The sequence below is a fragment of the Pseudolabrys sp. genome (genome assembly GCF_050250095.1).
In the GTDB taxonomy this organism is placed as follows: Bacteria; Pseudomonadota; Alphaproteobacteria; order Rhizobiales; family Xanthobacteraceae; genus Pseudolabrys.
In genome coordinates this window covers 243,772-268,326 of record NZ_JBFWPH010000004.1, presented here as the reverse complement: position 1 = coordinate 268,326, position 24,555 = coordinate 243,772, and the positions used below count along the sequence as shown (strand labels likewise).

The 24,555-nt window shown below is 65.7% G+C and carries 25 protein-coding genes; 17 read left to right on the top strand and 8 right to left on the bottom strand.

Going from position 1 to position 24,555, the window contains the following annotated elements:
* Window positions 1–111: 111 nt before the first annotated feature.
* From AB7F10_RS14250 to AB7F10_RS14225, 6 genes are all read right to left on the bottom strand, one after another.
* Complete coding sequence (locus AB7F10_RS14250; protein WP_428562459.1) at window positions 112–588, bottom strand: CreA family protein; 477 nt, start codon at window positions 586–588, stop codon at window positions 112–114.
* 120 nt (window positions 589–708) lie between these two features.
* Window positions 709–1,680, bottom strand: a complete 972-nt coding sequence (gene msrP, locus AB7F10_RS14245; RefSeq protein WP_428561936.1) for a protein-methionine-sulfoxide reductase catalytic subunit MsrP — start codon at window positions 1,678–1,680, stop codon at window positions 709–711.
* A gap of 115 nt (window positions 1,681–1,795) precedes the next feature.
* Window positions 1,796–3,847, bottom strand: coding sequence for an elongation factor G (locus AB7F10_RS14240; protein ID WP_428561938.1), 2,052 nt, complete (start codon window positions 3,845–3,847; stop codon window positions 1,796–1,798).
* 253 nt (window positions 3,848–4,100) lie between these two features.
* The gene (locus tag AB7F10_RS14235; RefSeq protein ID WP_428561940.1) at window positions 4,101–5,129 is read right to left on the bottom strand and encodes an ABC transporter substrate-binding protein; all 1,029 of its coding nucleotides are present in this window, start codon (window positions 5,127–5,129) and stop codon (window positions 4,101–4,103) included.
* 106 nt (window positions 5,130–5,235) lie between these two features.
* Complete coding sequence (locus AB7F10_RS14230) at window positions 5,236–5,712, bottom strand: DUF992 domain-containing protein (RefSeq protein WP_428561942.1); 477 nt, start codon at window positions 5,710–5,712, stop codon at window positions 5,236–5,238.
* Window positions 5,713–5,873: 161 nt separating this feature from the next.
* Window positions 5,874–7,079 carry a pyridoxal phosphate-dependent aminotransferase gene (locus tag AB7F10_RS14225; protein WP_428561944.1) on the bottom strand — a complete coding sequence of 402 codons (1,206 nt, stop codon included), beginning with the start codon at window positions 7,077–7,079 and terminating at the stop codon, window positions 5,874–5,876.
* A 159-nt stretch (window positions 7,080–7,238) separates the two neighbouring features.
* Between AB7F10_RS14225 and AB7F10_RS14220 the strand changes: the two genes are divergently transcribed.
* The 8 genes from AB7F10_RS14220 to AB7F10_RS14185 all read left to right on the top strand — a co-directional run bounded on the left by AB7F10_RS14220 (window position 7,239) and on the right by AB7F10_RS14185 (window position 15,610).
* A complete protein-coding gene (locus AB7F10_RS14220) occupies window positions 7,239–8,474 on the top strand; it encodes a glycosyltransferase family 87 protein (RefSeq protein ID WP_428561946.1) in 1,236 nt (411 codons plus the stop codon).
* A gap of 51 nt (window positions 8,475–8,525) precedes the next feature.
* Entirely contained in the window at window positions 8,526–9,347 is an 822-nt protein-coding gene (locus AB7F10_RS14215; RefSeq protein ID WP_428561948.1) for a phytanoyl-CoA dioxygenase family protein, read from the top strand.
* 168 nt (window positions 9,348–9,515) lie between these two features.
* Window positions 9,516–10,148, top strand: coding sequence for a glutathione S-transferase family protein (locus tag AB7F10_RS14210; protein WP_428561950.1), 633 nt, complete (start codon window positions 9,516–9,518; stop codon window positions 10,146–10,148).
* 98 nt (window positions 10,149–10,246) lie between these two features.
* Window positions 10,247–10,504 carry a hypothetical protein gene (locus tag AB7F10_RS14205; RefSeq protein WP_428561952.1) on the top strand — a complete coding sequence of 86 codons (258 nt, stop codon included), beginning with the start codon at window positions 10,247–10,249 and terminating at the stop codon, window positions 10,502–10,504.
* Window positions 10,505–10,583: 79 nt separating this feature from the next.
* On the top strand, window positions 10,584–11,714 hold the full coding sequence (locus tag AB7F10_RS14200) for a PQQ-dependent sugar dehydrogenase (protein ID WP_428561954.1): 1,131 nt from the start codon (window positions 10,584–10,586) through the stop codon (window positions 11,712–11,714).
* 363 nt (window positions 11,715–12,077) lie between these two features.
* Window positions 12,078–14,234, top strand: a complete 2,157-nt coding sequence (locus AB7F10_RS14195) for a TonB-dependent siderophore receptor (protein WP_428561956.1) — start codon at window positions 12,078–12,080, stop codon at window positions 14,232–14,234.
* A 27-nt stretch (window positions 14,235–14,261) separates the two neighbouring features.
* Window positions 14,262–15,401: a PepSY-associated TM helix domain-containing protein gene (locus AB7F10_RS14190; protein WP_428561958.1), complete on the top strand. Its 1,140-nt coding sequence runs from the start codon at window positions 14,262–14,264 to the stop codon at window positions 15,399–15,401.
* Window positions 15,398–15,610 (top strand): hypothetical protein, encoded by a 213-nt coding sequence (locus AB7F10_RS14185; protein WP_428561960.1) that lies wholly within the window; start codon window positions 15,398–15,400, stop codon window positions 15,608–15,610. The genes AB7F10_RS14190 and AB7F10_RS14185 overlap by 4 nt, the downstream gene beginning before the upstream one ends.
* Before the next feature lie 3 nt (window positions 15,611–15,613).
* Here AB7F10_RS14185 and AB7F10_RS14180 read toward each other — a convergent pair whose 3' ends face one another.
* A complete protein-coding gene (locus AB7F10_RS14180) occupies window positions 15,614–15,982 on the bottom strand; it encodes a DMT family protein (protein ID WP_428561962.1) in 369 nt (122 codons plus the stop codon).
* A 250-nt stretch (window positions 15,983–16,232) separates the two neighbouring features.
* On the opposite strand from AB7F10_RS14180, the gene AB7F10_RS14175 reads away from it, so the two are divergent.
* From AB7F10_RS14175 to AB7F10_RS14135, 9 genes are all read left to right on the top strand, one after another.
* Window positions 16,233–17,021 carry a hypothetical protein gene (locus AB7F10_RS14175; protein ID WP_428561964.1) on the top strand — a complete coding sequence of 263 codons (789 nt, stop codon included), beginning with the start codon at window positions 16,233–16,235 and terminating at the stop codon, window positions 17,019–17,021.
* 116 nt (window positions 17,022–17,137) lie between these two features.
* Window positions 17,138–17,752, top strand: coding sequence for a carboxymuconolactone decarboxylase family protein (locus AB7F10_RS14170; RefSeq protein WP_428561966.1), 615 nt, complete (start codon window positions 17,138–17,140; stop codon window positions 17,750–17,752).
* 13 nt (window positions 17,753–17,765) lie between these two features.
* Complete coding sequence (locus tag AB7F10_RS14165) at window positions 17,766–17,966, top strand: cysteine-rich CWC family protein (protein ID WP_428561968.1); 201 nt, start codon at window positions 17,766–17,768, stop codon at window positions 17,964–17,966.
* Window positions 17,967–18,005: 39 nt separating this feature from the next.
* Window positions 18,006–19,205, top strand: a complete 1,200-nt coding sequence (locus AB7F10_RS14160; protein ID WP_428561970.1) for a glycosyltransferase family 87 protein — start codon at window positions 18,006–18,008, stop codon at window positions 19,203–19,205.
* Between the two features lie 106 nt (window positions 19,206–19,311).
* The gene (locus AB7F10_RS14155; protein ID WP_428561972.1) at window positions 19,312–20,010 is read left to right on the top strand and encodes a glutathione S-transferase family protein; all 699 of its coding nucleotides are present in this window, start codon (window positions 19,312–19,314) and stop codon (window positions 20,008–20,010) included.
* Between the two features lie 79 nt (window positions 20,011–20,089).
* Window positions 20,090–21,103, top strand: a complete 1,014-nt coding sequence (locus AB7F10_RS14150; protein ID WP_428561974.1) for a CorA family divalent cation transporter — start codon at window positions 20,090–20,092, stop codon at window positions 21,101–21,103.
* A gap of 161 nt (window positions 21,104–21,264) precedes the next feature.
* Window positions 21,265–22,428, top strand: a complete 1,164-nt coding sequence (locus AB7F10_RS14145; RefSeq protein ID WP_428561976.1) for a cobalamin-independent methionine synthase II family protein — start codon at window positions 21,265–21,267, stop codon at window positions 22,426–22,428.
* A 95-nt stretch (window positions 22,429–22,523) separates the two neighbouring features.
* Window positions 22,524–22,973, top strand: a complete 450-nt coding sequence (locus AB7F10_RS14140) for a MarR family winged helix-turn-helix transcriptional regulator (RefSeq protein ID WP_428561978.1) — start codon at window positions 22,524–22,526, stop codon at window positions 22,971–22,973.
* A gap of 18 nt (window positions 22,974–22,991) precedes the next feature.
* Window positions 22,992–23,483, top strand: coding sequence for a DUF1398 domain-containing protein (locus tag AB7F10_RS14135; protein ID WP_428561980.1), 492 nt, complete (start codon window positions 22,992–22,994; stop codon window positions 23,481–23,483).
* Here AB7F10_RS14135 and AB7F10_RS14130 read toward each other — a convergent pair.
* Window positions 23,446–24,486, bottom strand: coding sequence for a S1C family serine protease (locus AB7F10_RS14130; protein WP_428561982.1), 1,041 nt, complete (start codon window positions 24,484–24,486; stop codon window positions 23,446–23,448). The two genes, AB7F10_RS14135 and AB7F10_RS14130, sit on opposite strands and share 38 nt — an antisense overlap.
* Between the last annotated feature and the right edge of the window lie 69 nt (window positions 24,487–24,555).

Here is a 24,555-nt window from a genome sequence, read left to right as displayed (position 1 = left end):
GGGCGCTCACATTTTCTTGCTTGGTTTCTTTTGCGCTACGGCGCGGCGACCCGCGCCGTTTGTGCATTGCGGCGCGGTTATCCGCGCCGGTCGTGTATTGCGGCGGCGAGGCTATTTTTCCACCCAATCGCCGCATTTGGCGACGTCGGCCTGCTGGCCCCACGGCATGATCGGCACCGACGAGGTCGAGTTCTTCGGCGAGCCCTCGATGATGCGGTCGCTATAGACCATGTAGACCAGCACGTTGCGCTTCACGTCGCAGCCGCGCACGATCTGCATCTTCTTGAAGAACAGCGAGCGGCGCTGGCGGAACACATCCTCGCCCTGCCCGAATTTCTTCTTGAACTTGATCGGTCCGATCTGCCGACACGACAGCGAAATGTCGGACACCTCTTCGGCGACGCCGATCCAGCCCTTGAAGCCGCCCTTCTCCGGCACCGTGAAGTGACAGGCGACGCCCTCCACCTCCGGATCGTCGAGCCCGTAGGTGGCGAGCTTGTCGTTCGGCGTCAGCCATTTGAACACCGTCGATTTCTTGAAGATCAGGTCGGGCTCCTCCGCCGCGCGTGCGGGCGAAGCCGCGAGCATTGGAACCAGCAGGACCACGGCGGCGAGAATGGCAAACAGACGGAGCAAGGCAGCCTCCCGGAAGGACAGGTTGCTTTGCAGATAGGAAGTGGCGGACGAAAACGGAAGACGTCGAAACGCTCAAGCCCAGAGCCGCTCGGTCTTTTCCAGGCCCTTGTAGAGATCCGCGACCTGCGCGCCGTAGCCGTTGAACAGCAGCGTCGGCCGCCGCTCACCGGTGCCGATCACTTCCTCGCTCGCCTGGCTCCAGCGCGGGTGCGGCACCTCTGGGTTCACGTTGGCCCAGAAGCCGTATTCGGACGACTGCAACATCTCCCAGTAGCCGACCGGCCGCTTGTCGGTGAAAGTGAAACGCACGATCGACTTGATGTGCTTGAAGCCGTACTTCCACGGCGTTGCCAGCCGCAACGGCGCGCCATGCTGCTTCGGCAGCGGATGACCGTAGGCGCCGGTGACGAGGAACGTCAGGTCGTTGCCGGCTTCCGCCATCGTCAGCCCCTCGACATAGGGCCACGGATACCAGGTCTTGCGCTGCTCGCCGGCGACCTTCGGGTTCATGAAGGTTTCCATGCGGACATATTTCGCCGAGCCGAGCGGCTTCGCCATCGCGACGAGCTTCGCCATCGGGAAGCCCGACCACGGCACCGCCATCGACCACGCCTCGACGCAGCGGTGGCGATAGAGCCGTTCCTCGATGCCGACCTTGCGGATCAGCGTATCGATGTCGAGCGTCTGCTCCTTCTCGACCATGCCGTCGATCTTCACCGTCCACGGGCGGATCGGCAGCGCCTGCGCGGCCTCGGCGATAGTCTTCTGCATGCCGAATTCGTAGAAATTGTTGAAGTTGCCGTTCAGCTTTTCGTCGGTCACCGGACGGTCGAGCGTGAACATCTCATTGCGCTTGGCCGGATAGAGATCGGCGGTCGGATCCTTGGCGTCGGCGACGCGCTGCGCCGATGCGGGGGCGGCGAAGGAACTCGCTGCTATCGCAGTTGCGCCGCCGATTAAAAAATCTCTCCGGTTGAAAAACAGATGCTCAGGGGTCGCCTGGCTTTCGGGCATGTTCCAGCCGCGGCGGTGGATGACGTTCATCAGGCATGTCCTTCTGGCGGAATCGTGCGCGTGACAAAGGGGTACGATCCGTGCCCCTCACAGGCAAATCACGCTTGCGGGATTGCACACTTGTATCAACCCCGCGCGGCGCCGATTACTCCGCCGCCCGCCGCGCCGCGACGATCTGGTCGGCGGTACGGCCGATCAATTCCGCCATGTGGTCGAACTTGAAGGAGAACGAGCCGACGCCGGCGGTCGCCGAGCGCAATTCGATGATGAGGTCGCCGATCTCGGCCTCCGGCATCTGCGCCCGCACGCAGTCCCAGCCCGGCCAGCCTTCGCGGGTGTCGAAGCCGAGGATCTGCCCGCGCCGCCCGGACAAGATGGCGTTGATCTTCGCGGTCGCCTCGCTCGGGCAGACGATCTCGACGAGATGGATCGGCTCCAGCAGCACCGGCTGGCACTGAGGCAGCCCCTCGACGATGCCGATGCGTCCGGCGGTGCGGAACGCCATGTCGGAGGAATCGACCGTGTGATAGCTGCCGTCGGTCAGCGCCACCTGCAGGTCCACCACCGGGAAGCCGAGCGGGCCGTGCTTGAGCGCGTCGGCGACGCCCTCTTCCACCGACGGAATGTAATTGCGCGGCACCACGCCGCCGGTGATGCGGTCCTCGAACACGAAGCCCGAACCGCGCGGCAGCGGCTTGATCTCCAGCACCACGTCGCCGAACTGGCCGTGGCCGCCGGACTGTTTCTTGTGCCGGCCGCGCTGCGTTACCGGCTTGCGGATCGTCTCGCGGTAGCCGACGGTCGGCGGATGCGTCACCGCGCCGACGCCGTAGCGTTCGGACAGCCGCTCGCCGGCGACCCGCAGGTGCATCTCGCCCTGCCCCCACATCACCACTTCGGAAATATCCGCGTTGTGGACGACGCTGAGCGAGGGGTCCTCGTCGGTCAGCTTGTTGAGCGCGATGCCGAGCTTGACGTCGTCCTTGCGCTCGCGCGCCGCGACCGCGACCGCCAGCACCGGCGGATAGGCGGCGATGTCGACGACCGCGGCGTGCGGCGTCTTGCCGGCCGACAGCGTGTCGCCGGTCCTTGCATGATCGAGCTTGCCGAACGCCACCGTCTCGCCGGCCTGCGCGGGCCCGCGCTTTTCGATCTGGCTGCCGAGCAGCTTGAACACGCCGGAGACGCGGCCCGCTTCCTGCTCCGGCGTGTTGAACACCGTGCCGTCGCCGGCCTGGCCCGCCAGCATGCGCGCAATCGACAGCTTGCCGCCATGCGTGGTGTGGCAGGTCTTGATGACGCCGGCCACCGCCTCGGCCTTGCCGTTGACGCCGAGGCGCTTGGCGGTCGCGGCGATGCCCGGCGTCTCGTGGCGCAGCGCCTTCAGCAGCCGCAGCACGCCGTTGGTGCGCGTCGCGACGCCCATCAGCACCGGCACCACCTGCCCGTCGCGCATGTCCTTCGACAGGTCGTCGAACACCTTGTCGCGCGGCGGCTCGATGTCCTCGAGCAGTTGCGTCATCAGGTCGTCGTCGTGGTCGGCGAGCGCCTCGAGCATCGCGAAACGCGCCGCCTTTTCGCGGTCGCGCTCGGTGTCGGCGATGTCGATGACCTCGGAGGGCGCGCTCTCCTTGTAAACAAAGGCGCGCTCCAGCGCGAGATCGACGAAACCGGTGATGATCTCGCCGGAGAAGCTCGGCAGTTGCCGCGCCAGCAGCTTCGTGCGCGAGGCCGGTTGCAGCAGGGACAGCGCGTCGTGCACCGACTGGCTCGCCTTGTCGATCTTGTTGACGAACAGGATACGCGGAATGTTCTGCTCTTCGAGTTCGCGCAGGATCAGTTGCAGCTGCGCGGTCTTCTTGTCGTCCAGTTCGCAGACGACGACCGCGGCATCGACCAGCGGCAGCGCCGCGCGCATGTCGTGCATGAATTCGATGGAGCCGGGGCAATCGAGAAAGGTGTAGCTGTCGCCCATGAAATCGGCGGTCGCCGCGGTCAGCTCGACGCTCATCTTGTGGTGGCGCGCTTCCTTGCCGGCGTCGCCGACCGACGTGCCGGCATCGACCGAGCCCTGCCGCGGGATCGCGCCGGTGCGCGCCAGGATCGCTTCGAGAAGTGTGGTCTTGCCGCTCTGAAACGGCCCCACGAGTGCAATGCACCGGGGACCCAAGGAGCCTTTGGCGCCGTTTTGGGCCATACCTGCCTCCCTCGCGGCCGGGGGAGTGAAGGACCTGTCACCCGGCCCGTCTCGATATCGTCTCAGGCATCCGCCGCACTGGCAAGGGGCGATATAAGACGTGATCGAAACTCGTCGCGGAACGGGGCTAAAGTGTGATCCGGCTGCACTAAACTCCGCTCATTCCCGCGCAAGCGGGAATCCATTTGAGCGTCAAACAATTTTGTTCGGACCCCCGCTTTCGCGGGGGTGAGCGGTCTACGACTGCGCCGATCTAATTCGTGAAGCTCGTATCGACGATCGCCTTCGGATCGACATCCGCGCCGACGAGGCCCTGCGCCTTGAGCCATTCGACCTGGCGCGCGACATCGCCGACATCGAGCCTGGCTTGGGGGTCGACATAATAAGCAGTCGTCTCGATTGCGATCATGGCGCGGTCGGCCGGCAGATGCGAATAGACGTAACGCCCGACCATCGTGGCAATGCCGCGCGAACGCGCGTCGAAGATGCGCTTGGCGAAACGGTCGCGCCGCATCATCGCGCCGGTGAATTCCGCCGCGCCGCGGCGATAGGCGTTGAGGAATTTCTCGATCATCGGCCGCTTCGACGCGATCGTCTTGCTCGACGCGAACAGCGCGCCGAGTTGCGGCTGATCGACCTCGGAGCACCAGCCGATCAGCCGCGCCTGGCTCGCCATCAGCAGGGCGCGCGCGTAATGCACCGGCAGCACCGCGGCGTCGGCGCGGTCGTTGTTGATCGCCTCGGACACCTCCTCGAGCGTCCGCAACTGCTTGATCGTCACCTTGTCGAGATCGAACTGCCCCGCCTTGGCGATCTGCCCGAGTTGATAGTGGTAGGGCGAGCCGAGATGCGTCAGCGCCACCGTGCGCCCGGCGAGATCCTTCATCTTGTGCAGGCCGCGGCCATAGGCGCGGATCGAGGCGACCACCTCGTTGCCTTCGAAGTCCTTGTGCTCGCGCGCCTGCGCCGCGATCGCCTTGATCGTGCCCTTGCCGGCGGCCGTGAAAGCCGCAGCGGAAAACTCGAGCGTCGCGAAATCGACGCGGCCTTCCGCCAGCACCTTCAGCAGTTCGTCGTTGGAGGCGAAGCTGCGCACCTCGACATTGAGGCGCTCGTCCTCGAAATATTTCTTGCCCATCGCGACGAACAGCGCGGCGTTCGAGGCGGAGAGCTGCGTGCCGACGAGGATGCGGTCGGCCGCAGGCTCCTGCGCGGCGGTGGGCCTTGGCGACAGAGCCGGCAGCGCCAGCATGCAGGCGAAAACGAAGCTGCGGAGAATCATCCCGGCCAGCTTATGTCATCCGGCCCCGATTCGCGCGGCGGCCGGCAGGAAAGCGGCGGCCGCGCCCGAGGCCCAGCCGCCGCACATGAAACACGTCGTTCCGGTGCTACAGCGGACGCAGCGTCAACTGCGACACGCCGACGGCGAGGTTGAGACCGCCCTGCCCCTGAATGGAGAGCGGCTGCAACGCGACGGTGCGGCTCGAGCCGCCGACCAGCACGTTCGCCCCGAGACCCGCGGCGACGGTCGCCTCGGCGGTGGCGCCGCCATAGCTGCCGGCGAGCGCGCCCGGCACCGGCGAGCCCGGCGCAACCACGGTCCAGACCATCTTGCCGCCGACGGTGCCGCCGATATCGAGGCCGAATTTGGTGATCGTGCCGGTATAGATTTCGCCCGGCCCGCCGGCCGAAGGCAGGAAGCGGCAGGTCATCCCCTTCTGCGAGCCGATGATGAGGCCGACGCCGCCGGAGATATCGCAATCCAGCGTGCCGACTTTTCCGGCGGCCTGCGCCTGCACCGGCGCGGCGCTCAACAAGGCGGCGGCAACGGCAATGGCGGAAAATCCAATGGCTGCTTTGGTCATGGAGTCACTCCTGACGTTTCAATGTGAATGATGGGAACGGATCGGCGCGCACGAATGCGCAAGCATCCGCGCGCCTCCCGATGAAGACCGGAGAAGCGTGATGCGCCTGACGATGATCTAGCGCGTGTTTGTGTCGGATATCCGGCAGCGAGCCGGCGGCGTTACTTCAAATTGCCGCAGAAACGCTGGATGCGGCGGCAGGCTTCTTCGAGATCTTCCTGCTTGGTCGCATAGGAAATGCGGAAGGCAGGGCCAAGGCCGAAGGCCGAGCCATGCACCACCGCGACGCCCTCGGCTTCGAGAAGCTCGGTGACGAAATCCTCGTCGGTCGCGAGTTTTTTGCCGCTCGCCGTCGTCTTGCCGATCGTGCCTTCGCAGGACGGATAGACGTAGAACGCGCCCTCCGGCATCGGGCACTTGATGCCGTTCGCCTGGTTGAGCATCGACACCACGAGATCGCGGCGCTCCTTGAAGATCGTGTTGTGCTTCGCGATGAAATCCTGCGGACCGTTCAGCGCCTCGACCGCCGCCCACTGCGAGGCCGCCGCCGGGTTGGTCGTGGACTGCGACTGGATCATCGCCATCGCCTTGATGAGCGGCTCCGGCCCGCCGGCATAGCCGATGCGCCAGCCGGTCATGCAATAAGCCTTCGAGGTGCCGTTGATCGTCAGCGTGCGCTCGTACAGCGCCGGCTCGACCTGCGCCGGCGTGAAGAACTTGAAGTCGTCATAGACAAGGTGCTCGTACATGTCGTCGGTCATGACGTGGACATGGCTGTGCTTCATCAGCACGTCGGTCAGCGCCTTGAGTTCCGCCTGCGTGTAGGCCGCGCCGGTCGGGTTCGACGGTGAGTTCAGGAGGAACCACTTGGTCTTCGGCGTGATCGCCTTTTCGAGCGCGGCGGCCGTCACCTTGAAGCCCTGCTCCATGCCGGCGACGACCGGCACCGGCGTGCCGCCCGCGAGCAGCACCATGTCGGGATAGCTCACCCAGTACGGCGCCGGGATGATGACCTCGTCGCCGGGGTTCATCGTCGCCATGAAGGCGTTGTAGAGCACCTGCTTGCCGCCGGCGCCGACCGTGATCTGCGACGGCTTGTAAGTGAGGCCGTTCTCGCGCTTGAACTTCGCGACGACGGCTTCCTTCAATTCCGCCATGCCGTCGACCTGCGTGTACTTCGACGCCTTGCCGGTGCGGATCGCCTTGATCGCGGCTTCCTTGATGTTCTCCGGCGTGTCGAAGTCCGGCTCGCCGGCGCCGAGGCCGATGACGTTGCGTCCCGCCGCCTTCAGCGCGCGCGCTTTATCCGTCACCGCGATGGTCGGCGACGGCTTGATGCGCTTGAGGTGGTCGGCGAGGAAGGCCATTGGTGTCTCCAGAGATCCGGGCTGCCGGGCGCATCCGCGGCCGGGCGGGGCTTTGGTAATGGCGGTTTTGCGCCGCCGCAAGCCGCAAAAAATGATCGTTTTATCAAGGCTGTTGATGGCCTAACCCCTCCTTAAACACGGCCCTGCTAGACACCCGGCATGGCCGCCTTGATCGACGCTCTGCGCACCGGACGCTGGCTGACCCGCGAGCGGGTGCGCCTCGTTGCGGCGGCCGTGCTGATCGCCTCGCTGGCCGGCCTCGTCTGGCTCGCCGCCACCTCGGACGGGCTGAACGATCATCAGGGCCGGCCGCTCGGCACCGACTTCTCCAATGTCTACGCCGCCGGCACCTATGTGCTGGACGGCAAGGCCGCCGCCCCGTTCGATCCCGCCCGCCAGTTCGCGCGCGAGCAGGCGATCTTCGGGCCGGCGACCCAGTTCTACGGCTGGCACTACCCGCCGTTCTTCCTCGGCCTTGCCGCGCTGCTCGCCACCATGCCGTACTGGCTGGCGCTGCTGGTGTGGCAAGCCTCGACGCTCGGCCTTTATCTCTGGGCGATGCGCGGCGTGGCCGGCCGCGCCGAGCCGCTCTGGCTCCTGCTCGCCGTCGCCTTTCCCGCCGTCGTCATCAATCTCGGCCAGGGCCACAACGGCTTTCTCACCGCCGCCTTGATGGGTGGCGCGCTGCTGCAGCTCGACCGCCGTCCGATCCTCGCCGGCATCCTGATCGGCCTGCTCGCCTACAAGCCGCAGTTCGGCCTGCTCGTCCCGCTGGTGCTCGCCGCGAGCGGACGCTGGCGCGTCTTCGCCGCCGCCGCCGCGACCGTGGCGCTGATGACGCTCGCGGTGACGCTCGCCTTCGGCGTCGAGGTGTGGAGCGCCTTCCTGGCCTCAAGCAAATTCACCCGCGAGGTGGTGCTCGAACAGGGCGGCACCGGCTGGCACAAGATCCAGAGCGTGTTCTCCTGGGTGCGGATGTGGAGCGGCGGCGTGCCGCTCGCCTATGCGGTGCAGGGCGCCGTCAGCCTCGCCGTCGCGGTATCGCTGGCATGGCTGTGGCGCTCGGCGGCGCCCTTCGCGCTCAAGGCCGCCGCGCTGATGATCGGCACCCTGCTCGCGACGCCCTACAGCCTCGACTACGACCTGATGCTGCTCGCCCCGGCGCTCGCCTTCCTCGCCGTCGACGGTTTCGAACGCGGCTTCGCGCCGTGGCAGAAGACGCTGCTCGCCGCGCTCTGGTTCATGCCGCTCGTTGCGCGCTCGCTCGCGGAAGCAACCCTGATCCCGCTTGCCGCGCCGCTGATGCTGGCCGCCTTCGCCCTTTTGCTGCACCGCGCCAGCGTGGAAACCGGCCCTGCGGAACGGTGGCGTTTCGCCACCGGCGGCGTAAAATAGCGGCACAAGAGCCGGCGAACGGCCGCAACCCGGTTTCCAAGGGAGCGCGCCATGAAGCTTTCCAGCGAGCAGCTCAAGGCTTTCGACGAACAGGGCTATTGCTTCTTCCCCGACTGCTTCTCCGAGGACGAGATCGCGCTGTTGCGCGCGGAAGCCGACAGCATCCTCAAGCTCGACCGTCAGGAAGTCTGGCGCGAAAAGACCGGCGCGCCGCGCACCGCCTTCGCCGCGCATACCTTCAGCGAGGTGTTCGGCCTCTTGTCGCGCAGCCCGCGCCTTGTCGAGCCGCTGCGGCAACTGTTCGGCGAAGACGTTTACGTCCACCAGTTCAAGCTCAACGCCAAGGCCGCTTTCGAGGGCGACGTCTGGCAATGGCATCAGGATTACGGCACATGGGCGCGCGACGACGGCATGCCCGAGCCGCGCGCGATGAACATCGCGGTGTTTCTCGACGAGGTGATGCCGATCAACGGCCCGCTGCTGCTGATCCCGAACAGTCACCGGCAGGGCGTGTTGCAGGCCGGCCACGACAAGCTGACGACGTCATACCCGCTGTGGACGCTTGACAAGGACACCGTGACCAACCTCGCGCGCGAGGCGGAAGCCGCCAATGGCGGCGTCGGCATCGTCGCGCCGACCGGCAAGCCCGGCTCGGTGCTGATGTTCCACGGCAACCTCGTCCACGCCTCGCCGCCGAACATCACGCCCTACCCGCGCAAGATCGTCTATCTGACGCTGTGCGCGGTTTCCAACCACATCACGAAATTCACGCGGGCCGAGTGGATCGCCCATCGCGATTTCACGCCGCTGGTGCCGACCGACGACGACGCCTTGCGCGACTTTGCCCGTGCGCGCCGCGTCGCCGCGGAATAAAATCGCCCGGATTTCCCGATCCGCAGCATGCCCCTGCTTCGAGGCCCGCCGGCGGCGGCATCGCGCTTCGCATGCCGATTTGCTTGGCCGACTTTGCTTGCCGGACTTGGCCCCGCCATAATGATCCCTCAAGTCCGCGTCCGTCGCGACGACGTGAAGAGACCGACGATGTACACGCTCTATTCGATGCAGCGCTCCGGCAACAGCTACAAGGCTCGCCTGGTGCTGGCCCAGCTCGACATTCCGCACAACCGGGTCGAGATCGACATCCTCAAGGGCGAGAGCCGCACACCCGATTTCCTCGCCAAGAACCCGAGCGGCCGGGTACCGCTGCTGGAGGTCGCGCCCGGCCGCTACCTCGCCGAATCGAACGCCATTCTCTGGTACCTCGCCGCCGGCACGCAGCTCGCGCCAGACGACAAGATCGAGCGCGCCGAGGCGCTGCAATGGATGTTCTTCGAACAGCACAGTCTCGAGCCGAATATCGGCGCCGCCTATTTCTGGCTGGCGCTGATCCGCGGCGGCCGCGAATTGCAGCAGCACGCCATCGAGGACTGGATGGAACAGGGCCACGCCGCGCTCGGCGTGATGGAGAAGCACCTCGCCGCGAACGACTGGTTCGCCGCCGGCCGCTACACCATCGCCGACATCGCGCTTTACGCCTACACGCATGTCGCCGGTCAGTGCGACTTCGACCTGACGCCCTATCCCGCCGTGCGGGCCTGGCTCGCCCGCGTCGGCGCCCAGCCCGGCCACGTCGCGATGATGGCGGCGCCGGAAGCGCTCGACGCCGCGCTTTAAGGTTGCATTAACCGGATTCACAAAACCGCCAAGGTTCCTCAATCGCGCCGCCCAAATCCTGCCGGGGCCACGCCCGCTTCGCGCGCGATGATTGCGGCATGGAACAACTGATTCGTTCGGACGACGACATCGAGGACGCCGCCGCGGACCACGGCTTCGGCAGCACGCCGCAACTCGTGCCGCCGCGCCCCAACGCCGCGCTTACCGCGCTGGTGACCGGGATGATGCTGGCGATCTGCATCGTCGTCGCCGCCACGGCGATGAGCTTTGGCCGCGTGGAAAGCGGTCACGCCACCGGGCCCGTCGCGGAGCGATCGCTGGCGACCGTCACGCAGCCGCTGAGCGCGCGCGGCTGATCAATAAAATATTATCGATGCGGACTTTCGCCCGCCGGTGTTATCGCGCAAAGTAGCGATCCAACCGGCGGAGATGTCCATGCGCACCGTCACAGCACCCGCTGCGGCGCTTTTCATTCTTTTGGCAATGCTTGTCGCATGGCCGGCCTCGGCGCAGGTGTTCCGCACCCAGCACGGCCGCATCAAGGTGGAGACCTTTGCCAAGGGCCTCGATCATCCGTGGTCGATCGCGTTCCTGCCGGACGGCGGCATGTTGGTGACCGAGCGGCCGGGCCGGATTCGCGTCGTGACAAAAGACGGCGCCTTGCAGCCGCCGCTGGCCGGCGTGCCGACGGTGTTCGCGCGCGGCCAGGGCGGCATGCTGGATGTCGCGCTCGACCGCAACTTCGCGACCAGCAAGACGATCTACTTCTGCTTCGCCGAGCCGTTCGAGGGCGGCGGTCGCACCGCGCTCGCGCGCGCCACGCTCGATGCGGCCGGTCTCGCCAACGTCAAGGTGATCTTCCGCCAGCTTGGCCCCGCCTCGACCGGCAATCACTACGGCTGCCGCATCGTGCAGATGCCGGACAACAATCTGCTGCTGGCGATGGGCGAGCATTTCTCGACGCGCGACGAGGCGCAGAACCTGTCGAACCATCTCGGCAAGGTCGTGCGCATCGGACCCGACGGCGCGGTGCCGAAGGACAACCCCTTTCTCGGCAAGATCGGCGCACGGCCGGAGATCTGGTCCTACGGACACCGCAACCCGCAGGCCGCCGCGATCAATCCCGCCACCGGACAGTATTGGGAAATCGAGCACGGCCCGCGCGGCGGCGACGAGATCAACATTCCGCAGGCCGGCAAGAACTACGGCTGGCCGGTGATCGGCTACGGCATCGACTATAACGGCGCAAAAATCCACGAAGGCACGCACAAGGACGGCATGGAGCAGCCGATCTATTACTGGGTACCCTCGATCGCGCCGTCCGGCATGGCGTTCTACACCGGCACGCTGTTCCCGAAGTGGAAAGGCAACCTGTTCGTCGGCGGTCTCGTCTCGCACATGCTGGTGCGGCTCGAACTCGACGGCGACAAGGTGGCGAAGGAAGAGCGCCTGCTGGAAAAGCTCGACGAGCGCATCCGCGACGTGCGGCAGGGGCCGGACGGCGCGCTCTATCTCGCCACCGACTCGAGCGACGGCCGCATCCTGCGTGTCGTGCCGGTGAAATAAGCAACACGGAACGCCGCGCGCATCAGAAAAGCTGATGCGGTCACGCGCGCGGCATGTGTCCGCCGTGCATCATGGCGTGACAAATCGCAGCGGCGACTTTCGATCGCTTTCGGCGCACACCTTACCGGTGATGGCGCGCGCGGATTCCGTCACGGATTTCATCGCCATAGCGACTGTTTTCAGTTGAGAACAATTAAAATCTACCTCCCTATAATCATTTGAAATTGTTAAGTTTTTCTTCTTGATCAGGGATCGCTCTGGTATTGGCCCCGAAGGTATTTCATTCGGGGGTCGAGCGTGTTCAGTCATTTCGGTTTGGTTCGGTATCGGTCGCGTCTTGCAGGCGGCGCGGCAAAGTCTCTGATGCAGGTCTTCGGCGTCGTCGCCATCGCGACCGCGGCACAGGCCCAGTCCACTTCCACCACGCTGCCGACCATCGATGTCCAGAGCGTCGCGGAAAGCGGCACCGGTCCGGTCGAGGGCTATCAGGCCAGGCAGAGCGTCACCTCCACCAAAACCGACACGCCGCTGCTCGAAACCCCGCAATCGATCTCGGTGGTGCCGAAGGACCAGATCCAGGACCAGCAGGCGCAGTCGATGCCGCAGGCGCTGCGTTACACGCCGGGCGTCTCGCTCGACGCCTACAGCTCCAATTCGAGATTCGATCCCGTCTATGTACGCGGCTTCCTCGCCGAGCAGTTTCTCGACGGGCTGAAGCTACCGGTCGATCCCGGCACGCAGTGGGCCGCGCCGCGCATCGAGCCCTACAATCTCGAACGCATCGAAGTGCTGAAAGGCCCCTCGTCCGGCCTTTACGGCCAGACCAATCCCGGCGGCTTCATCAACATGGTGAGCAAGCGGCCGAAGGATACGCCGCATTACGAATTCGAGGGCCAGTACGGCTCCTTCGACCGCTTTCAGGGCGCCTTCGACATCGGCGGCCCGGCCGACAAGAACGGGCAGTTCATGTACCGGCTGGTCGGCCTCGCCCGCGACGCCAACTCGCAGATCGATTACCAGCAGGACAACAAGCTGTTCATCGCGCCGAGCTTCACCTGGCGTCCGACGCTCGACACCTCGCTCACGTTCCTGAGCAGCTATCACCAGATCGACAACAACGGGTATCAGCAATACGTCCCCGGCCAGGGCACGCTGCTTCCCAACCCGAACGGAAAGATTCCGTACAGCCGCTATCTCGGCGAGCCGGGTGTCGACAAGGTTCACGACGAGCAGGCGATGTTCGGTTACGCCTTCGAGCACCGCCTCAACAGCGTGTTCCAGTTCCGCCAGAACTTCCGCTACACCAAAATCAGCACCAACACGACCGCGTTCCGCAGCGAGGGACTGCAGGCCGATCTGCGCTCGCTGAACCGCTCGATGAACTATGTGCTGTCGAGCACGCACAACGTCGCCCTCGACAATCAGTTGCAGGCCGACTTCGTCACCGGTCCCCTGAAGCACAAGCTGCTGTTCGGCTCGGACTATCTGTACATGAAGGGCGCTTCCGATTATCGCACGGCCGGCATCGCGGCGATCGACGTCTTCAATCCGGTCTACGGCGCCGCGATCCCGTCCTTCGACTCGCTTTCGCCTTTCATCCGGACCGACGCCGAGCAGAGGCAGCTCGGCGTCTATGTCCAGGACCAGATCAAAGTCGATCGCTTCACCGTCTCGCTGACGGGCCGGCAGGACCGGGCCAAGAACGACCTGAAGAGCTTTGCGATCTACCCGACGGCCGGCACCTATCACTCCGACGACAGCGCCTTCACCGGCCGCGTCGGCGTGAACTATCTGTTCGATTTCGGCCTGTCGCCTTACGCCAACTATTCCACCTCCTTCATGCCGGTCAGCGGCGCGAGCCGTCTCGGCGAGCCGTTCAAGCCGACCGAAGGCGAAGGCTGGGAGGCCGGCGTGAAGTATCAGCCGAACGGCATGAACCTCCTGCTGACAGCCGGCTATTTCGACTTCACCCAGCAGAACGTGCTGACGACCGATCCGGTCAATCCGTTGTTCAGCGTGCAGACCGGCGAGGTGCGTGTGACGGGCTTCGAATTCGAGGCGCGCGGCAACCTCACCCGCGAACTTTCGATCATCGCCAGCTACGGCAACATCGATCCGCGCGTCACGCAGAGCAACAGTGGCACCGTCGGCAAGTATGTGCCGAATGTCGCGCTCAGCCAGGCCGCCCTCTGGGCCAAATACGACTGGTTGGGCGGCTCGCTTGCCGGCCTCGGCGTCGGCGCCGGCGTGCGTTACGTCGGCAAGCTCTACGGCAACGGCACCAACACGATCGAAGTCGATCCCTACACGCTGGTCGATGCGATGGTCAGCTACGACTTCGGCTATCTCCGCCCCGACATGAAGGGCTGGAAGGCGCAGCTCAACGCCAGCAACCTGTTCGACAAGACCTATGTGACGAACTGCTTCGGCGGCCTCGCTTATTGTGCCTACGGACAGGGGCGCACCGTTATGCTGACGCTGAAATATGCCTGGCAGCCGTCCGGCAAGACGGTGCAATAAGGCAATCGGGAAGCCGGGACGCGAAAAATGACAGCCAAAGCCCTTCGCCGCTGGTCATGGGTGCACACCTGGTCGAGCCTGGTGTGTACCGTCTTCCTGCTGCTGCTGTGCGTGACCGGGCTGCCGCTCATCTTCCATCATGAGCTGGACGACCTGTTGAGCGACCATGTGCCGGCGGCGACGGTGGCGGAGGGCACGCCGAAGGCGGACCTCGACAAGGTGGTCGCCAACGGCATGGCCAGGGCGCCGGGCAAGTTCCTGCACTTCCTGATCTGGGACCGCGACGACCCGAACGTCATTTTCCTGAGCGTCGCCGAAAAGCAGGATGGGCCTTCCGACCAGAATAAATTTGTTCGTGTCGACGCCCACACCGCTGCCTATCTCGATACGCCGGACTTCGAGAGCGGCTTCATGTACATCATGCTGAAGCTGCACACCGACATGTTCGCCGGCCTGCCCGGCAAGCTGTTTCTCGGCCTGATGGGCATCCTGTTCTGCGCGGCGATCGTCTCCGGCGTGGTGCTGTACGCGCCGTCGATGCGCAAGCTCGACTTCGGCACCGTGCGAACGAAACGCACGCGGCTGATCCGCTGGCTCGACCTGCACAATCTGCTCGGCGCGGTCACCATCGTCTGGGCGGTGGTAGTCGGCTTCACCGGTGTCATCAACACCTGGGCCGATCTCGTCCTGAAGCTCTGGCAGTTCGACCAGCTCACCGAAATGGTCGGCCCGTTCAAGGATCAGCCGATCCCGGCCCGCATGGTGTCGGTGCAACAGGCGACCGACACCGCGCGGGCGAAGCTGCCGCACATGACGCCGCTGTTCATCGCTTATCCCGGCACGGCCTTCACCAGCCGGACCCATTACGCGATCTTCCTGCACGGCAACACGCCGGTCACCTCGCGGCTGTTGCAGCCTGTGCTGGTCGACGCCCGCGACGGCTCCTTCACCGACACCCGCGCCTTGCCGTGGTACGTCACCACGCTGCTGTTGTCGCAGCCGCTGCATTTCGGCGATTACGGCGGCATGCCGCTCAAGATCGTCTGGGCGCTGCTCGATATCGCCACCATCGTGGTGCTCGGCAGCGGCGTCTATCTGTGGGTGGTGCGGCGGCGGCGCACCCGCGCCGCCCTGCGGGTGGCGCAAGCAGAGGCGGCCGCCACATGACGCAGCCGACCAGGAGCCGGCGGCGGACGCTCAAGGAAATCTTCGGGGTGCCTCTGCTGCTCGGCGTCGTCAGCACCGCCGGGCTGGTGATCGCGCTGGTCGGCGACGACCTTTATGACGCGGCAGGCTGGGCGCTGCTCGGCGTGCCGGTTGTCGTCGCGCTGTGGCACATGACGCGCCCCGACACCGGCCGGAGCCGCACGCCGTAAGCTCTACCATTTGTGGAACACGAAGAACGCGCCGAGCGCGATCAGCGCGAAGCCGAAGCCCTGGCTCAGCGTGATCGGTTCCTTCAGGTAGAGATACGAGAAAGCCGCAAACACGATGAAGGTGATGACCTCCTGCATCGTCTTCAACTGCGCGGCGTTGTAGACCGCGCTGCCGTAGCGGTTGGCGGGCACTGCCATGCAGTACTCGAAAAACGCCAACCCCCAGCTGATGAGAATGACCGCGAACAGCGGCACCGCCTTGAACCGCAAATGCCAGTACCAGGCCGCGGTCATGAAGACGTTCGAGCACAGCAGCAGCAGGATCGGCGTGACGTAGGGCGAGGCGAGAAAACCGGGAAGAATGGCGGGCATGGATCGGCCTGAGGTATGGAGGCGACGCCTCCGGAATCGCGGCGCATGGTAGCCGTGGCCGTCTGCGCGCGCTAATCCGCCATTGTGTCAGGCTGCCTGTCAGGGTTGCGCTTTGCCATGTTTCCTCGCGCAGTTCCTTGCCGCGTTTCATCGCGTTCTTGTTGACGCCTCACCGTGGCCCCATTCCCCGGCTGACATTGTGCTAGTTTTGCCGCGGACCATGCGGCGTTCTGGATTTCGGGAGGCGACGATGCGCAGCTTGATGGGTGGCGTTCTGCTGCTGACTTTGGCCGGATACGGGCCGGTCGCGGCGCAAGCCCAGCAACAAGCCCAACAGCAAGCCCCGGCACAGCAGCAGCAAGTCGCGCCGGTCGCGCCCTACAAGCCGGTGATGCTGTCGATGCCGGAAGCGTTCAAGGATCCGGCCTTCGAATCCTTCCGCAGTAAGCTCGCCGCCGCCGCGCGCAAACGGGACCGCGCCGCGATGGCGAAGCTCACCGTCGGCAAGAACTTTTTCTGGGAGCGCGAGAACGGCGACGGCGCCGACAAGAAGAAGTCCGGTATCGACAACCTCTATACGGCGCTCGCACTCGGCAACAAGGAAGCGGCCGGCTGGGACATGATCGCGACCTTCGCGGACGACGCGACCGTCTCCGCCGCGCCAAACCGCAAGGATGCGGTTTGCGCACCCGGCGACCCGACCTTCGACCACAAGGCGTTCGGCGAAATGCTCGATGCGACCAAGACCGACATCTTCGAATGGGGTTACCCGGTCGATCCCGGCGTCGAAGTGCGCGCCGCGGCCGCGACCACATCGCCGCCGGTCGAAAAACTCGGCATGCATTTCGTCCGCGTGCTGGCCGACGACACTCCCGCCGCCGCCGTCGCGGCGGCCGTGAAAGTCGCGACGCCGTCCGGCAAGACCGGCTACGTCCAGGCCGACACGCTCGCCCCGCTCGGCAACGACCAGATCTGCTACATCAAGGACGGCAATGACTGGAAAATCGTCGGCTATATCGGCGCCGGCGATTCGCCGTAGCCCTCCGCCGCAGCGGCTGCGATTTCAATCAGCGAAATTCAAACGACGTTGTGAACGGCGGCGGGTTGCGCCGCGCCGCGGCGTGCGGTTTCCTCACCGCAATAGGGAGACCGATCATGGATCAACGCGCACGACCGGCGCCGCGGCTTGCGCCGCTGCCGCCCGAACACACACCAGCACTGAAGGACAAATTCGAAGCGACCCGCAAACGCATGGGTTTTGTCCCGAACAGTATTCTCATCATGCAGCGCAAGCCCAAGCTCGTCGAAGCTTATGCCGCGATGTCGGCTGCGATCTGGGATCCCGACAGCGAAGTGCCGCTCGGTCTCAAGCGCCTGATCTCGCACGTGTCGAGCCGCGCCGCCGGCTGCCAGTACTGCATGGCGCACACCGCCGAGGGCGCGCACAAGCTCGGCGTCGAGGATCAGAAGATCGAGGCGGTGTGGGAGTATCAGACCAATCCGCTGTTCTCGCCTGCCGAGCGCGCCGCGCTCGATGTCGCCATTGCCGCGTCCAACGTGCCCAATGCCGTCAGCGAGGAGATGTTCACCGAACTCAAGAAGCATTGGAGCGAGAGCCAGATCGTCGAAATCGTTGCGGTCTGCGCCATGTTCGGCTTCATGAACCGCTGGAACGACACGATGGCGACCCCGCTCGAGGAAGACCCGATCGCCTTCGGCGAAAAGCACCTGGCCAAGTCGGGCTGGTCGCCCGGTAAGCATTTGCGGTAATCGCGCGGCACCGATGACCGACGCCGGCGCAGCACCACCTATCGCGTGCCCCCGCTGCGGCACCGTCTTCGGCTGCGCACCGGCGGGCGCCTGCTGGTGCATGGACGAAGATTTTCGCCTGCCGATGCCCGACGCCGCCGCGGCCGGTTGCCTGTGTCCGGCCTGTCTGCGCACCCTGGCCGGCCGGCGGCCGGCAAACGCGGCCGCTCCGTAACCCAATCGCAACGCTTGTCGCGTCAAATCGGACGCGGCGATGGCCTCCGCAACCGACACCGCGACACTCAAGCCAAGCCGCGAGGCGCTGCGCGCGCTCGCCGTGCTCGGCGGCTTCGCGCTTGCCGCCACCGCCGCCGCCTATCTCCATGCCGTGCAGTGGAACCACGCGATTCCGCGCGACGGCTCGACGCTCGTGGTCGGCCGCGACTTCCTGAATTTCTGGATGTATGGCCGCGCCGCCTGGCTGCCCGAACCGGGCCGCTGGTACGACGTCACGCTCTATCAGCGCGAACTCGCCGCGCTGCTCGGCGCCGGCTATCCGGGTCAGAACTGGTCTTACCCGCCGAGCGTCATGCCGATCGCCGCGCCGTTCGGCCTCATCGGCTATCTTCCCGCGCTCGGCCTGTGGACGCTCGCCGGCCTCGCTCTCTTCCTCGCCGTCGCGCGGCGGCAACTCGACGACACCACCGCTTTCGCCGCTGTCGCGCTGTCGCCTGCGGTGATCTTCTGCGTGATCTCCGGGCAGAGCTCACTCATCACCGCCGCGATGCTGCTCGGCATTTTCGCGTGGCTCGATCGCAGGCCCGCCGCCGCCGGCGTGCTGATCGGCCTGCTCACGCTCAAGCCGCAGCTCGGCGTGCTGTTTCCGTTCTTTCTCGTCGCGTCGGCGCGCTGGACGGTGTTCGCGTCAGCCGCCGTGACGACGCTCGCGCTCGCCGGCATCACCGCCGCGCTGTTCGGGTTCGATGTCTGGCTTGCCTTCGTCACGCAGGGCTTGGCCGTCCAGAACATCGTGCTGTCGGACCCGCAGCGCATCGCAACGCCCTATTACCCGACGATCTTCATGAACCTGCGCGGCCTCGACCTGCCTTATGCGGCGGCGATGGCGGTGCAACTCGTCTTTACCGCCGCCGCCGTCGCGCTGGTCTGCTGGCTGGGCTTCGCGCGGCGCGGCGCCGGCGGGCGCGAGACCGCCGCGCTGTTCCTCGCCTGCTCGGTCGCCGCGGTGCCCTACATGCTGTCCTACGACACGCTCGCCTTGTGCACGGCCGCCGTCGCGCTGCTTGCCGCCGGAACGCTCGACACCCGTGGGCAATGGCTGGTGCGCCTCGTCTACTGGCTGCCGCTGTTGCAGGTCGGCCTCGGCCAGTTGCACATCCCCGGCGCCGCGCTGATCCCGCCTTTATTCGCCGTTTATCTGGCGTCGCGTCTCCACGCCGCTGCGCCGACGCGATAACCCCGGCGGCAACATTCAAATCACCGCGATGGGCAGGATTTCCGCGCCCGTTTCGTCTATAGACGAAGCCGCCGCCGAATGCGGTGTTCCAGTCCCGAGGCAAGCCATGATCGATTTTTATACGCTGACCAGCCCGAACGCCCTCAAGGTGTTCCTGATGCTGGAAGAGTGCCAGCTTCCCTACAATCTCAAATTCGTCGATGTGTGGAAGGGCGAGCAGTTCACGCCCGAATTCACCAAGATCAATCCGAACCAGAAGATCCCGGCGATCGTCGACAACGACGGCCCCGGCGGCAAGCCCTACACCGTCATCGAGTCCGGCGCGATCCTGATGTATCTCGCCGACAAGGCCGGCAAGTTCCTGCCCGCGGACAAGCGCAAGCATTTCGATTGCATCCAGTGGGTGATGGTGCAGATGGCGAATGTCGGGCCGATGTTCGGGCAGAACGTGCACTTCTCGCGCTTCGCACCGGCCGGCAGCGAATACGGCCAGTCGCGCTACCGCACCCAGGTCAACCGCCTGTTCGATCTCTATGACAAGCGGTTGGCGGACAACAAATACGTCGCCGGCGACGAATACACCATTGCCGACATCGCCGCCTATCCGTGGCTGCGCGGCTGGGAATTCCAGGGCGTCACCATCGATCAGCGTCCCAACGTGAAGCGCTGGGTCGAGGAAATCACCCAGCGTCCCGCCGCCAAGAAGATGATCGAGTACGTTCCGACCGTGAAGTCGGTGCGCGACAGCGCGACCGACGACGCCAAGGACCGCTACTTCGGCCGCGGCAAATACGCCCGCGGCTGAGCGGAGCGACGACCGGCTGTCATCAGCCTGTCATGTGACAGCGTCCCTCTCGCAGGAAAGCTTGCGAGAGGAGCGCGTCATGACTGCCATCCCATCGGCCGCCGGTCTGGCGGATGCCCATCCGCCGACCGGCATCGTCTGGGCCTATCGTTTCGATCCCGACGGCCACGCCGCCCTCATTCCCGACGACGACGTCGGCGCCGCGCTCGCCTCGTTCCAGGCCGGCTGGATATGGGTGCATCTCGCGCTCGCCGACACGCGCTGCCGCGCCTGGATCGCGCAACACGCGCCGGTGTCGGAAGCGGCCCGCGAGCTGCTGTCCGGACCCGACCGCCACCTGCGGCTCGACATTCTCGGCGACGAGATACTCGGCGTCATGCCGGATCTGCATCAGGAATTCGCCGACCACAGCGACGACATCATCGCCATCCGTTTCGTGATGACCGGGCGTCTGATGATCACGGCGCGGCAGAAGCCCGCGCACTCGGTCGAGACCAACCGCCGCGCCATCGAAGCGGGCAAACGGTTCCCCACCGCGCTGTCGCTGCTCGACGCCATCGTCGACCAGTTCGCCGACGCGGTCGGCCGCATGGCGGAGAAGCTCGGTGACGAGCTCGACGTCATCGAGGATCACATCCTGCGCGACGAGCCCTCCGAAGACCGCAGCCGGATCGGCCGCGTCCGCCTCCAGTCGGTGCGCGTACACCGGCAGCTGGCGCAGTTGCGCGCGGTGTTCCACCGGCTCGAGCCGCGGCTGGCCGCCGACAACGCGCCGGTCGCGCATGCCGTGCGTAATCTCGCACAGAAGCTCGACGCCATCGACAGCGAAGTCAACGCCTTGCACGACCGCGCCCGCCTGCTGATCGACGAACTCGCGGCGCGGACGACCGACCTCACCAACCGGCGGCTCTTTACCCTCTCGATCCTGTCGGTGTGCCTGCTGCCCGCGACGCTGGTGACCGGGTTCTTCGGCATGAACACCAAGGACATGCCGTTCCAGCTGAGCGACCACGGGACATGGTGGGCGCTCGTCGTCGTCATCGTAGCGCCGGCTTTGACCTATTGGCTGTTGCGCCGCGTCCGCGCGCTGTAAGGCCGCCGGCCGCGCATGACGGGCCGGCGTCCCACCGCCCAATATTCGCGCCGGATTTTCGCAGGGCAAAATCCGCAGTCTTTTCCCGGCGCAAGCCCGATCCCATAATGCTGCGAGGCCGCGCGCACCGCGCCGGCAATCCGCACCAACGAGCCGAACGCATGAAGCGCAGCACCGATCGCATCCTCACCACCCACACCGGCAGCTTGCCGCGCCCGAAGCCCGTCGTCGATGCGATGATCGCCGAGCAGAAGGAGCCCGGCCGGCACAAGGCCGCGCTGACTGCCGCGACGCGCGACGCGGTCAAGCATGTCGTCGCCAAACAGATTGAAGCCGGCATCGACGTCATCAATGACGGCGAGCAGGGCCGCACCGATTACACCGTGCATGTGCTCGACCGCCTCACCGGTTTCGAGGGCGACAATTCGCCGACCCGGGGCGTCAGCGAGCCGGAGTTTCCCGAACTGTCGCAGATGCTGTCGTTCTTCGCCTCGCCGTTTCAGCACCGGCCGAAATGCTCCGGGCCGGTGACATGGAAGGATTTCCCGGCCGCACAGGCCGACATCGATCTCGCGCGCGACACGATGAAGGGCGCCATATCCGGGAATCTGGCCGAGGAATTCTTCATGACCTCGCCCTCGCCCGGTCAGGTCGCGCGCTATCTGTCGAACGCCTATTACAAGACCGAGGAGGAATACGTCTTCACGCTCGCCGACGTGATGAAGCGCGAATACAAGGCGATCGTCGACGCCGGACTGATCCTCCAGCTCGACTGTCCCGACCTCGCGATGCTTCGCCACACCGTCTATCTCGACAAGAGCATCGAGGAATTCCGCAAGATCATTGCGGTCAACGTCGCCGCGCTCAACGAGGCGGTGAAGGACATCCCAGCCGACCGCATGCGCATGCACCTGTGCTGGGGCTCGACGATGGCGCCGCGCCACACCGACGTGCCGCTGAAGGACATCATCGACATCGTGCTCACCGCCAAGCCGATGGCCGTGTCGTTCCCGGCGGCGAACGCCCGCCACGAGCACGAGTGGAAGATCTGGAAGGACATCAAGCTGCCGGACGGCAAGTTCATCATCCCCGGCGTGATCGACTCCACCCACAACACCATCGAGCATCCGGAAGTCGTCTGCGACCGCCTGCTGAACTTCGCGAGCGCCGTCGGCCGCGAGAACGTGATGGGCGGCGTCGATTGCGGCTTCGGCACCTTTGCCGGCCGCGTCCAGGTCGATACCAGGATCGTCTGGATGAAGCTCGCCGCGCTCGCCGAAGGCGCCGCAATGGCCTCGAAGCAGCTTTGGAAGAAGGCGGCTTAAGCCGCCTTCCCCGCCCTATCCCCCAAAATCGCGCGCGCTTCATTCGACCGCGGATCTATATTGACAATATATTGTCTATATGACAATCTATAACCATGAATGCGAGCGACAAAACCGGTCAGAACCTCGTTCCGCTGATCGTGGCGGATATCTATGAGCTCGCCGGCCGCTTCCGCGATCAGGGCGAGACGATTGCCCGCGCGGTCGGGCAGACGCAGGCGCGCTGGCAGGTGATGAGTGCGGCCTCGGCCGACCCGCGCACGGTGCCGCAGATCGCGCGCCGGCTCGGCGTCACGCGGCAGAACGTGCAGCGCATCGCGGACCTGCTGGTCGCGGAAAACTGGGCGAGCTTCGAGGCGAATCCCGACCACCGAGGCTCGCCGTTTCTTGTCCTCAACAAGCGAGGCCAGGCGGCGCTCGCGGACATCACCAAAGCCGCCACGAAATCCCATGCCGTGCTGACGAAACGGCTCGGCAATACCGACATCGGCGCGCTTCATCGCGGTCTGCGCCGGCTGATCGCAGCACTCGATGACCGCGACTAACCGTGTGAGTAACGCGCCATGAACCCCGCCACCATTGCCGACTGCATGCAGGCAAGCTTCGGCGACACGCCCTTTCCCGTCGTCGTGCAACGTCTCGCCGGCGCCGGCGTCGCCGCCTACACTGCAGACCTGATCGCGCTGCGCAAGACTTACTATGATGCCGACGCGGAAACCCTCGACAAGCCGATGCCGCTCACGGACAAACCGGCCATCGCCGCGCGTTTCGATGCCGCCACGGTCGAGGCGACGGTGAAGGCAATCCAGCGCGGGGAGATCGGCTATGCCGAATTTCTCCGCCGCATCATGCGCGCCGGCTGCGCCCGCTACAGCGTGTTCTTCGGCGGCCGCAAGGCGGTCTATTTTGGCCGCGACGGCGACAGCTATACCGAGCCGTTCCCGGCCGCGGCGTGGCCTCTGAAACCACGAGACGCCGGCGGATCGCTCCGCCGGCGTTTTATTTTTGGGTTCGCCGTTATTTCGCTGCCGCGCGCTCCTTCGGCGTCACGGTAAAACTCCGCGGCCGGCCGAGCCGCAACACATCGACGGTCACGGGTTTGCCGATGCGGTTGCGGTCGAGCAAACGCACCAGATCGTCGACGCCGGTGACCGGTTCGCCGTCGAGCTTGACGACCAGATCGTGCATCATCAGCCCGGCCTCGCTCGCCGGACCACCCTGCTCCACCTGTGTCAGCATCGCGCCGCGCGCATTGCCGATGCCGGCCGCCACCGCGTGACGGCGCGGCACCGGCACGGTCTGCGCCGCGACGCCGATGAAGCCGCGCCGCACCCGGCCGTGCAGGATGATCTCGCTCACAACATGGTTCGCCGTGTTGGCGGCGACCGCAAAGCAGATGCCCTGCGCGCCCATGATGACCGCGGTGTTGATGCCGATCACCTCGCCGCGCGACGACACCAGCGGTCCGCCGGAATTGCCGGGGTTCAGGGCCGCGTCGGTCTGGATCACGTCCTCGATCATCCGCCCCGTGGTCGCGCGCAAGGAGCGGCCGAGCGCGGAGATCACGCCCGCCGTCACCGTCGATTCGAAGCCGAGCGGGTTGCCGATCGCGATCGCAAGCTGCCCGCGCCGCAGCGATTTGGAATCGCCAAGCGGTGCGAAAGCGAGGCTGCGCGCGGCATCCGCCCGCAGCAGCGCGAGGTCGGTGTCTGGATCGATCCCCAGGAGCCGCGCCTCGGTGGTGCGGCCTTCGGTGTCGGTCAGCCGCACCTCGCGCGCGCCGTTGACGACATGCGCGTTGGTCAGCACCAGCCCGTCCGGCGCGATGACGACGCCGGAGCCGGTGCCGCCACGGCCCGCGCCGCCGCTGCGCGCGCGGGTATCGACCCGCATCACCGCCGGACCAACCGCGTCGGCCACCGACGTCACCGCCTGCGAATAGGCGTCGAGCAGCACGTCGTCGTTCGCCGGCGCTCCAAGGGGCCGCGCGTCGCGCGCTTCGGACGGTTCGGTGTCGAGAACAGGGGCGAGCCAAGGGGATCGGATCGGCGCCAGCATGGAAACCTGCCTTGTTGGGATGCCCTTATGTATGGCGCGGCGGCATGAACGCCAGAGCGCGCCGGGCAG

What these genes read in the sequence shown, in the direction of transcription:
- msrP (WP_428561936.1), bottom strand. Translation starts at nt 1,680, where the DNA reads ATGAACGTCATCCACCGCCGCGGCTGGAACATGCCCGAAAGCCAGGCG.
- AB7F10_RS14195 (WP_428561956.1), top strand. Translation starts at nt 12,078, where the DNA reads ATGCAGGTCTTCGGCGTCGTCGCCATCGCGACCGCGGCACAGGCCCAG.
- AB7F10_RS14185 (WP_428561960.1), top strand. Translation starts at nt 15,398, where the DNA reads ATGACGCAGCCGACCAGGAGCCGGCGGCGGACGCTCAAGGAAATCTTC.
- AB7F10_RS14165 (WP_428561968.1), top strand. Translation starts at nt 17,766, where the DNA reads ATGACCGACGCCGGCGCAGCACCACCTATCGCGTGCCCCCGCTGCGGC.
- AB7F10_RS14235 (WP_428561940.1), bottom strand. Translation starts at nt 5,129, where the DNA reads ATGATTCTCCGCAGCTTCGTTTTCGCCTGCATGCTGGCGCTGCCGGCT.
- AB7F10_RS14145 (WP_428561976.1), top strand. Translation starts at nt 21,265, where the DNA reads ATGAAGCGCAGCACCGATCGCATCCTCACCACCCACACCGGCAGCTTG.
- AB7F10_RS14230 (WP_428561942.1), bottom strand. Translation starts at nt 5,712, where the DNA reads ATGACCAAAGCAGCCATTGGATTTTCCGCCATTGCCGTTGCCGCCGCC.
- AB7F10_RS14240 (WP_428561938.1), bottom strand. Translation starts at nt 3,847, where the DNA reads ATGGCCCAAAACGGCGCCAAAGGCTCCTTGGGTCCCCGGTGCATTGCA.
- AB7F10_RS14210 (WP_428561950.1), top strand. Translation starts at nt 9,516, where the DNA reads ATGTACACGCTCTATTCGATGCAGCGCTCCGGCAACAGCTACAAGGCT.
- AB7F10_RS14180 (WP_428561962.1), bottom strand. Translation starts at nt 15,982, where the DNA reads ATGCCCGCCATTCTTCCCGGTTTTCTCGCCTCGCCCTACGTCACGCCG.
- AB7F10_RS14250 (WP_428562459.1), bottom strand. Translation starts at nt 588, where the DNA reads ATGCTCGCGGCTTCGCCCGCACGCGCGGCGGAGGAGCCCGACCTGATC.
- AB7F10_RS14225 (WP_428561944.1), bottom strand. Translation starts at nt 7,079, where the DNA reads ATGGCCTTCCTCGCCGACCACCTCAAGCGCATCAAGCCGTCGCCGACC.
- AB7F10_RS14215 (WP_428561948.1), top strand. Translation starts at nt 8,526, where the DNA reads ATGAAGCTTTCCAGCGAGCAGCTCAAGGCTTTCGACGAACAGGGCTAT.
- AB7F10_RS14220 (WP_428561946.1), top strand. Translation starts at nt 7,239, where the DNA reads ATGGCCGCCTTGATCGACGCTCTGCGCACCGGACGCTGGCTGACCCGC.
- AB7F10_RS14140 (WP_428561978.1), top strand. Translation starts at nt 22,524, where the DNA reads ATGAATGCGAGCGACAAAACCGGTCAGAACCTCGTTCCGCTGATCGTG.
- AB7F10_RS14190 (WP_428561958.1), top strand. Translation starts at nt 14,262, where the DNA reads ATGACAGCCAAAGCCCTTCGCCGCTGGTCATGGGTGCACACCTGGTCG.
- AB7F10_RS14130 (WP_428561982.1), bottom strand. Translation starts at nt 24,486, where the DNA reads ATGCTGGCGCCGATCCGATCCCCTTGGCTCGCCCCTGTTCTCGACACC.
- AB7F10_RS14160 (WP_428561970.1), top strand. Translation starts at nt 18,006, where the DNA reads ATGGCCTCCGCAACCGACACCGCGACACTCAAGCCAAGCCGCGAGGCG.
- AB7F10_RS14170 (WP_428561966.1), top strand. Translation starts at nt 17,138, where the DNA reads ATGGATCAACGCGCACGACCGGCGCCGCGGCTTGCGCCGCTGCCGCCC.
- AB7F10_RS14200 (WP_428561954.1), top strand. Translation starts at nt 10,584, where the DNA reads ATGCGCACCGTCACAGCACCCGCTGCGGCGCTTTTCATTCTTTTGGCA.
- AB7F10_RS14175 (WP_428561964.1), top strand. Translation starts at nt 16,233, where the DNA reads ATGCGCAGCTTGATGGGTGGCGTTCTGCTGCTGACTTTGGCCGGATAC.
- AB7F10_RS14135 (WP_428561980.1), top strand. Translation starts at nt 22,992, where the DNA reads ATGAACCCCGCCACCATTGCCGACTGCATGCAGGCAAGCTTCGGCGAC.
- AB7F10_RS14155 (WP_428561972.1), top strand. Translation starts at nt 19,312, where the DNA reads ATGATCGATTTTTATACGCTGACCAGCCCGAACGCCCTCAAGGTGTTC.
- AB7F10_RS14150 (WP_428561974.1), top strand. Translation starts at nt 20,090, where the DNA reads ATGACTGCCATCCCATCGGCCGCCGGTCTGGCGGATGCCCATCCGCCG.
- AB7F10_RS14205 (WP_428561952.1), top strand. Translation starts at nt 10,247, where the DNA reads ATGGAACAACTGATTCGTTCGGACGACGACATCGAGGACGCCGCCGCG.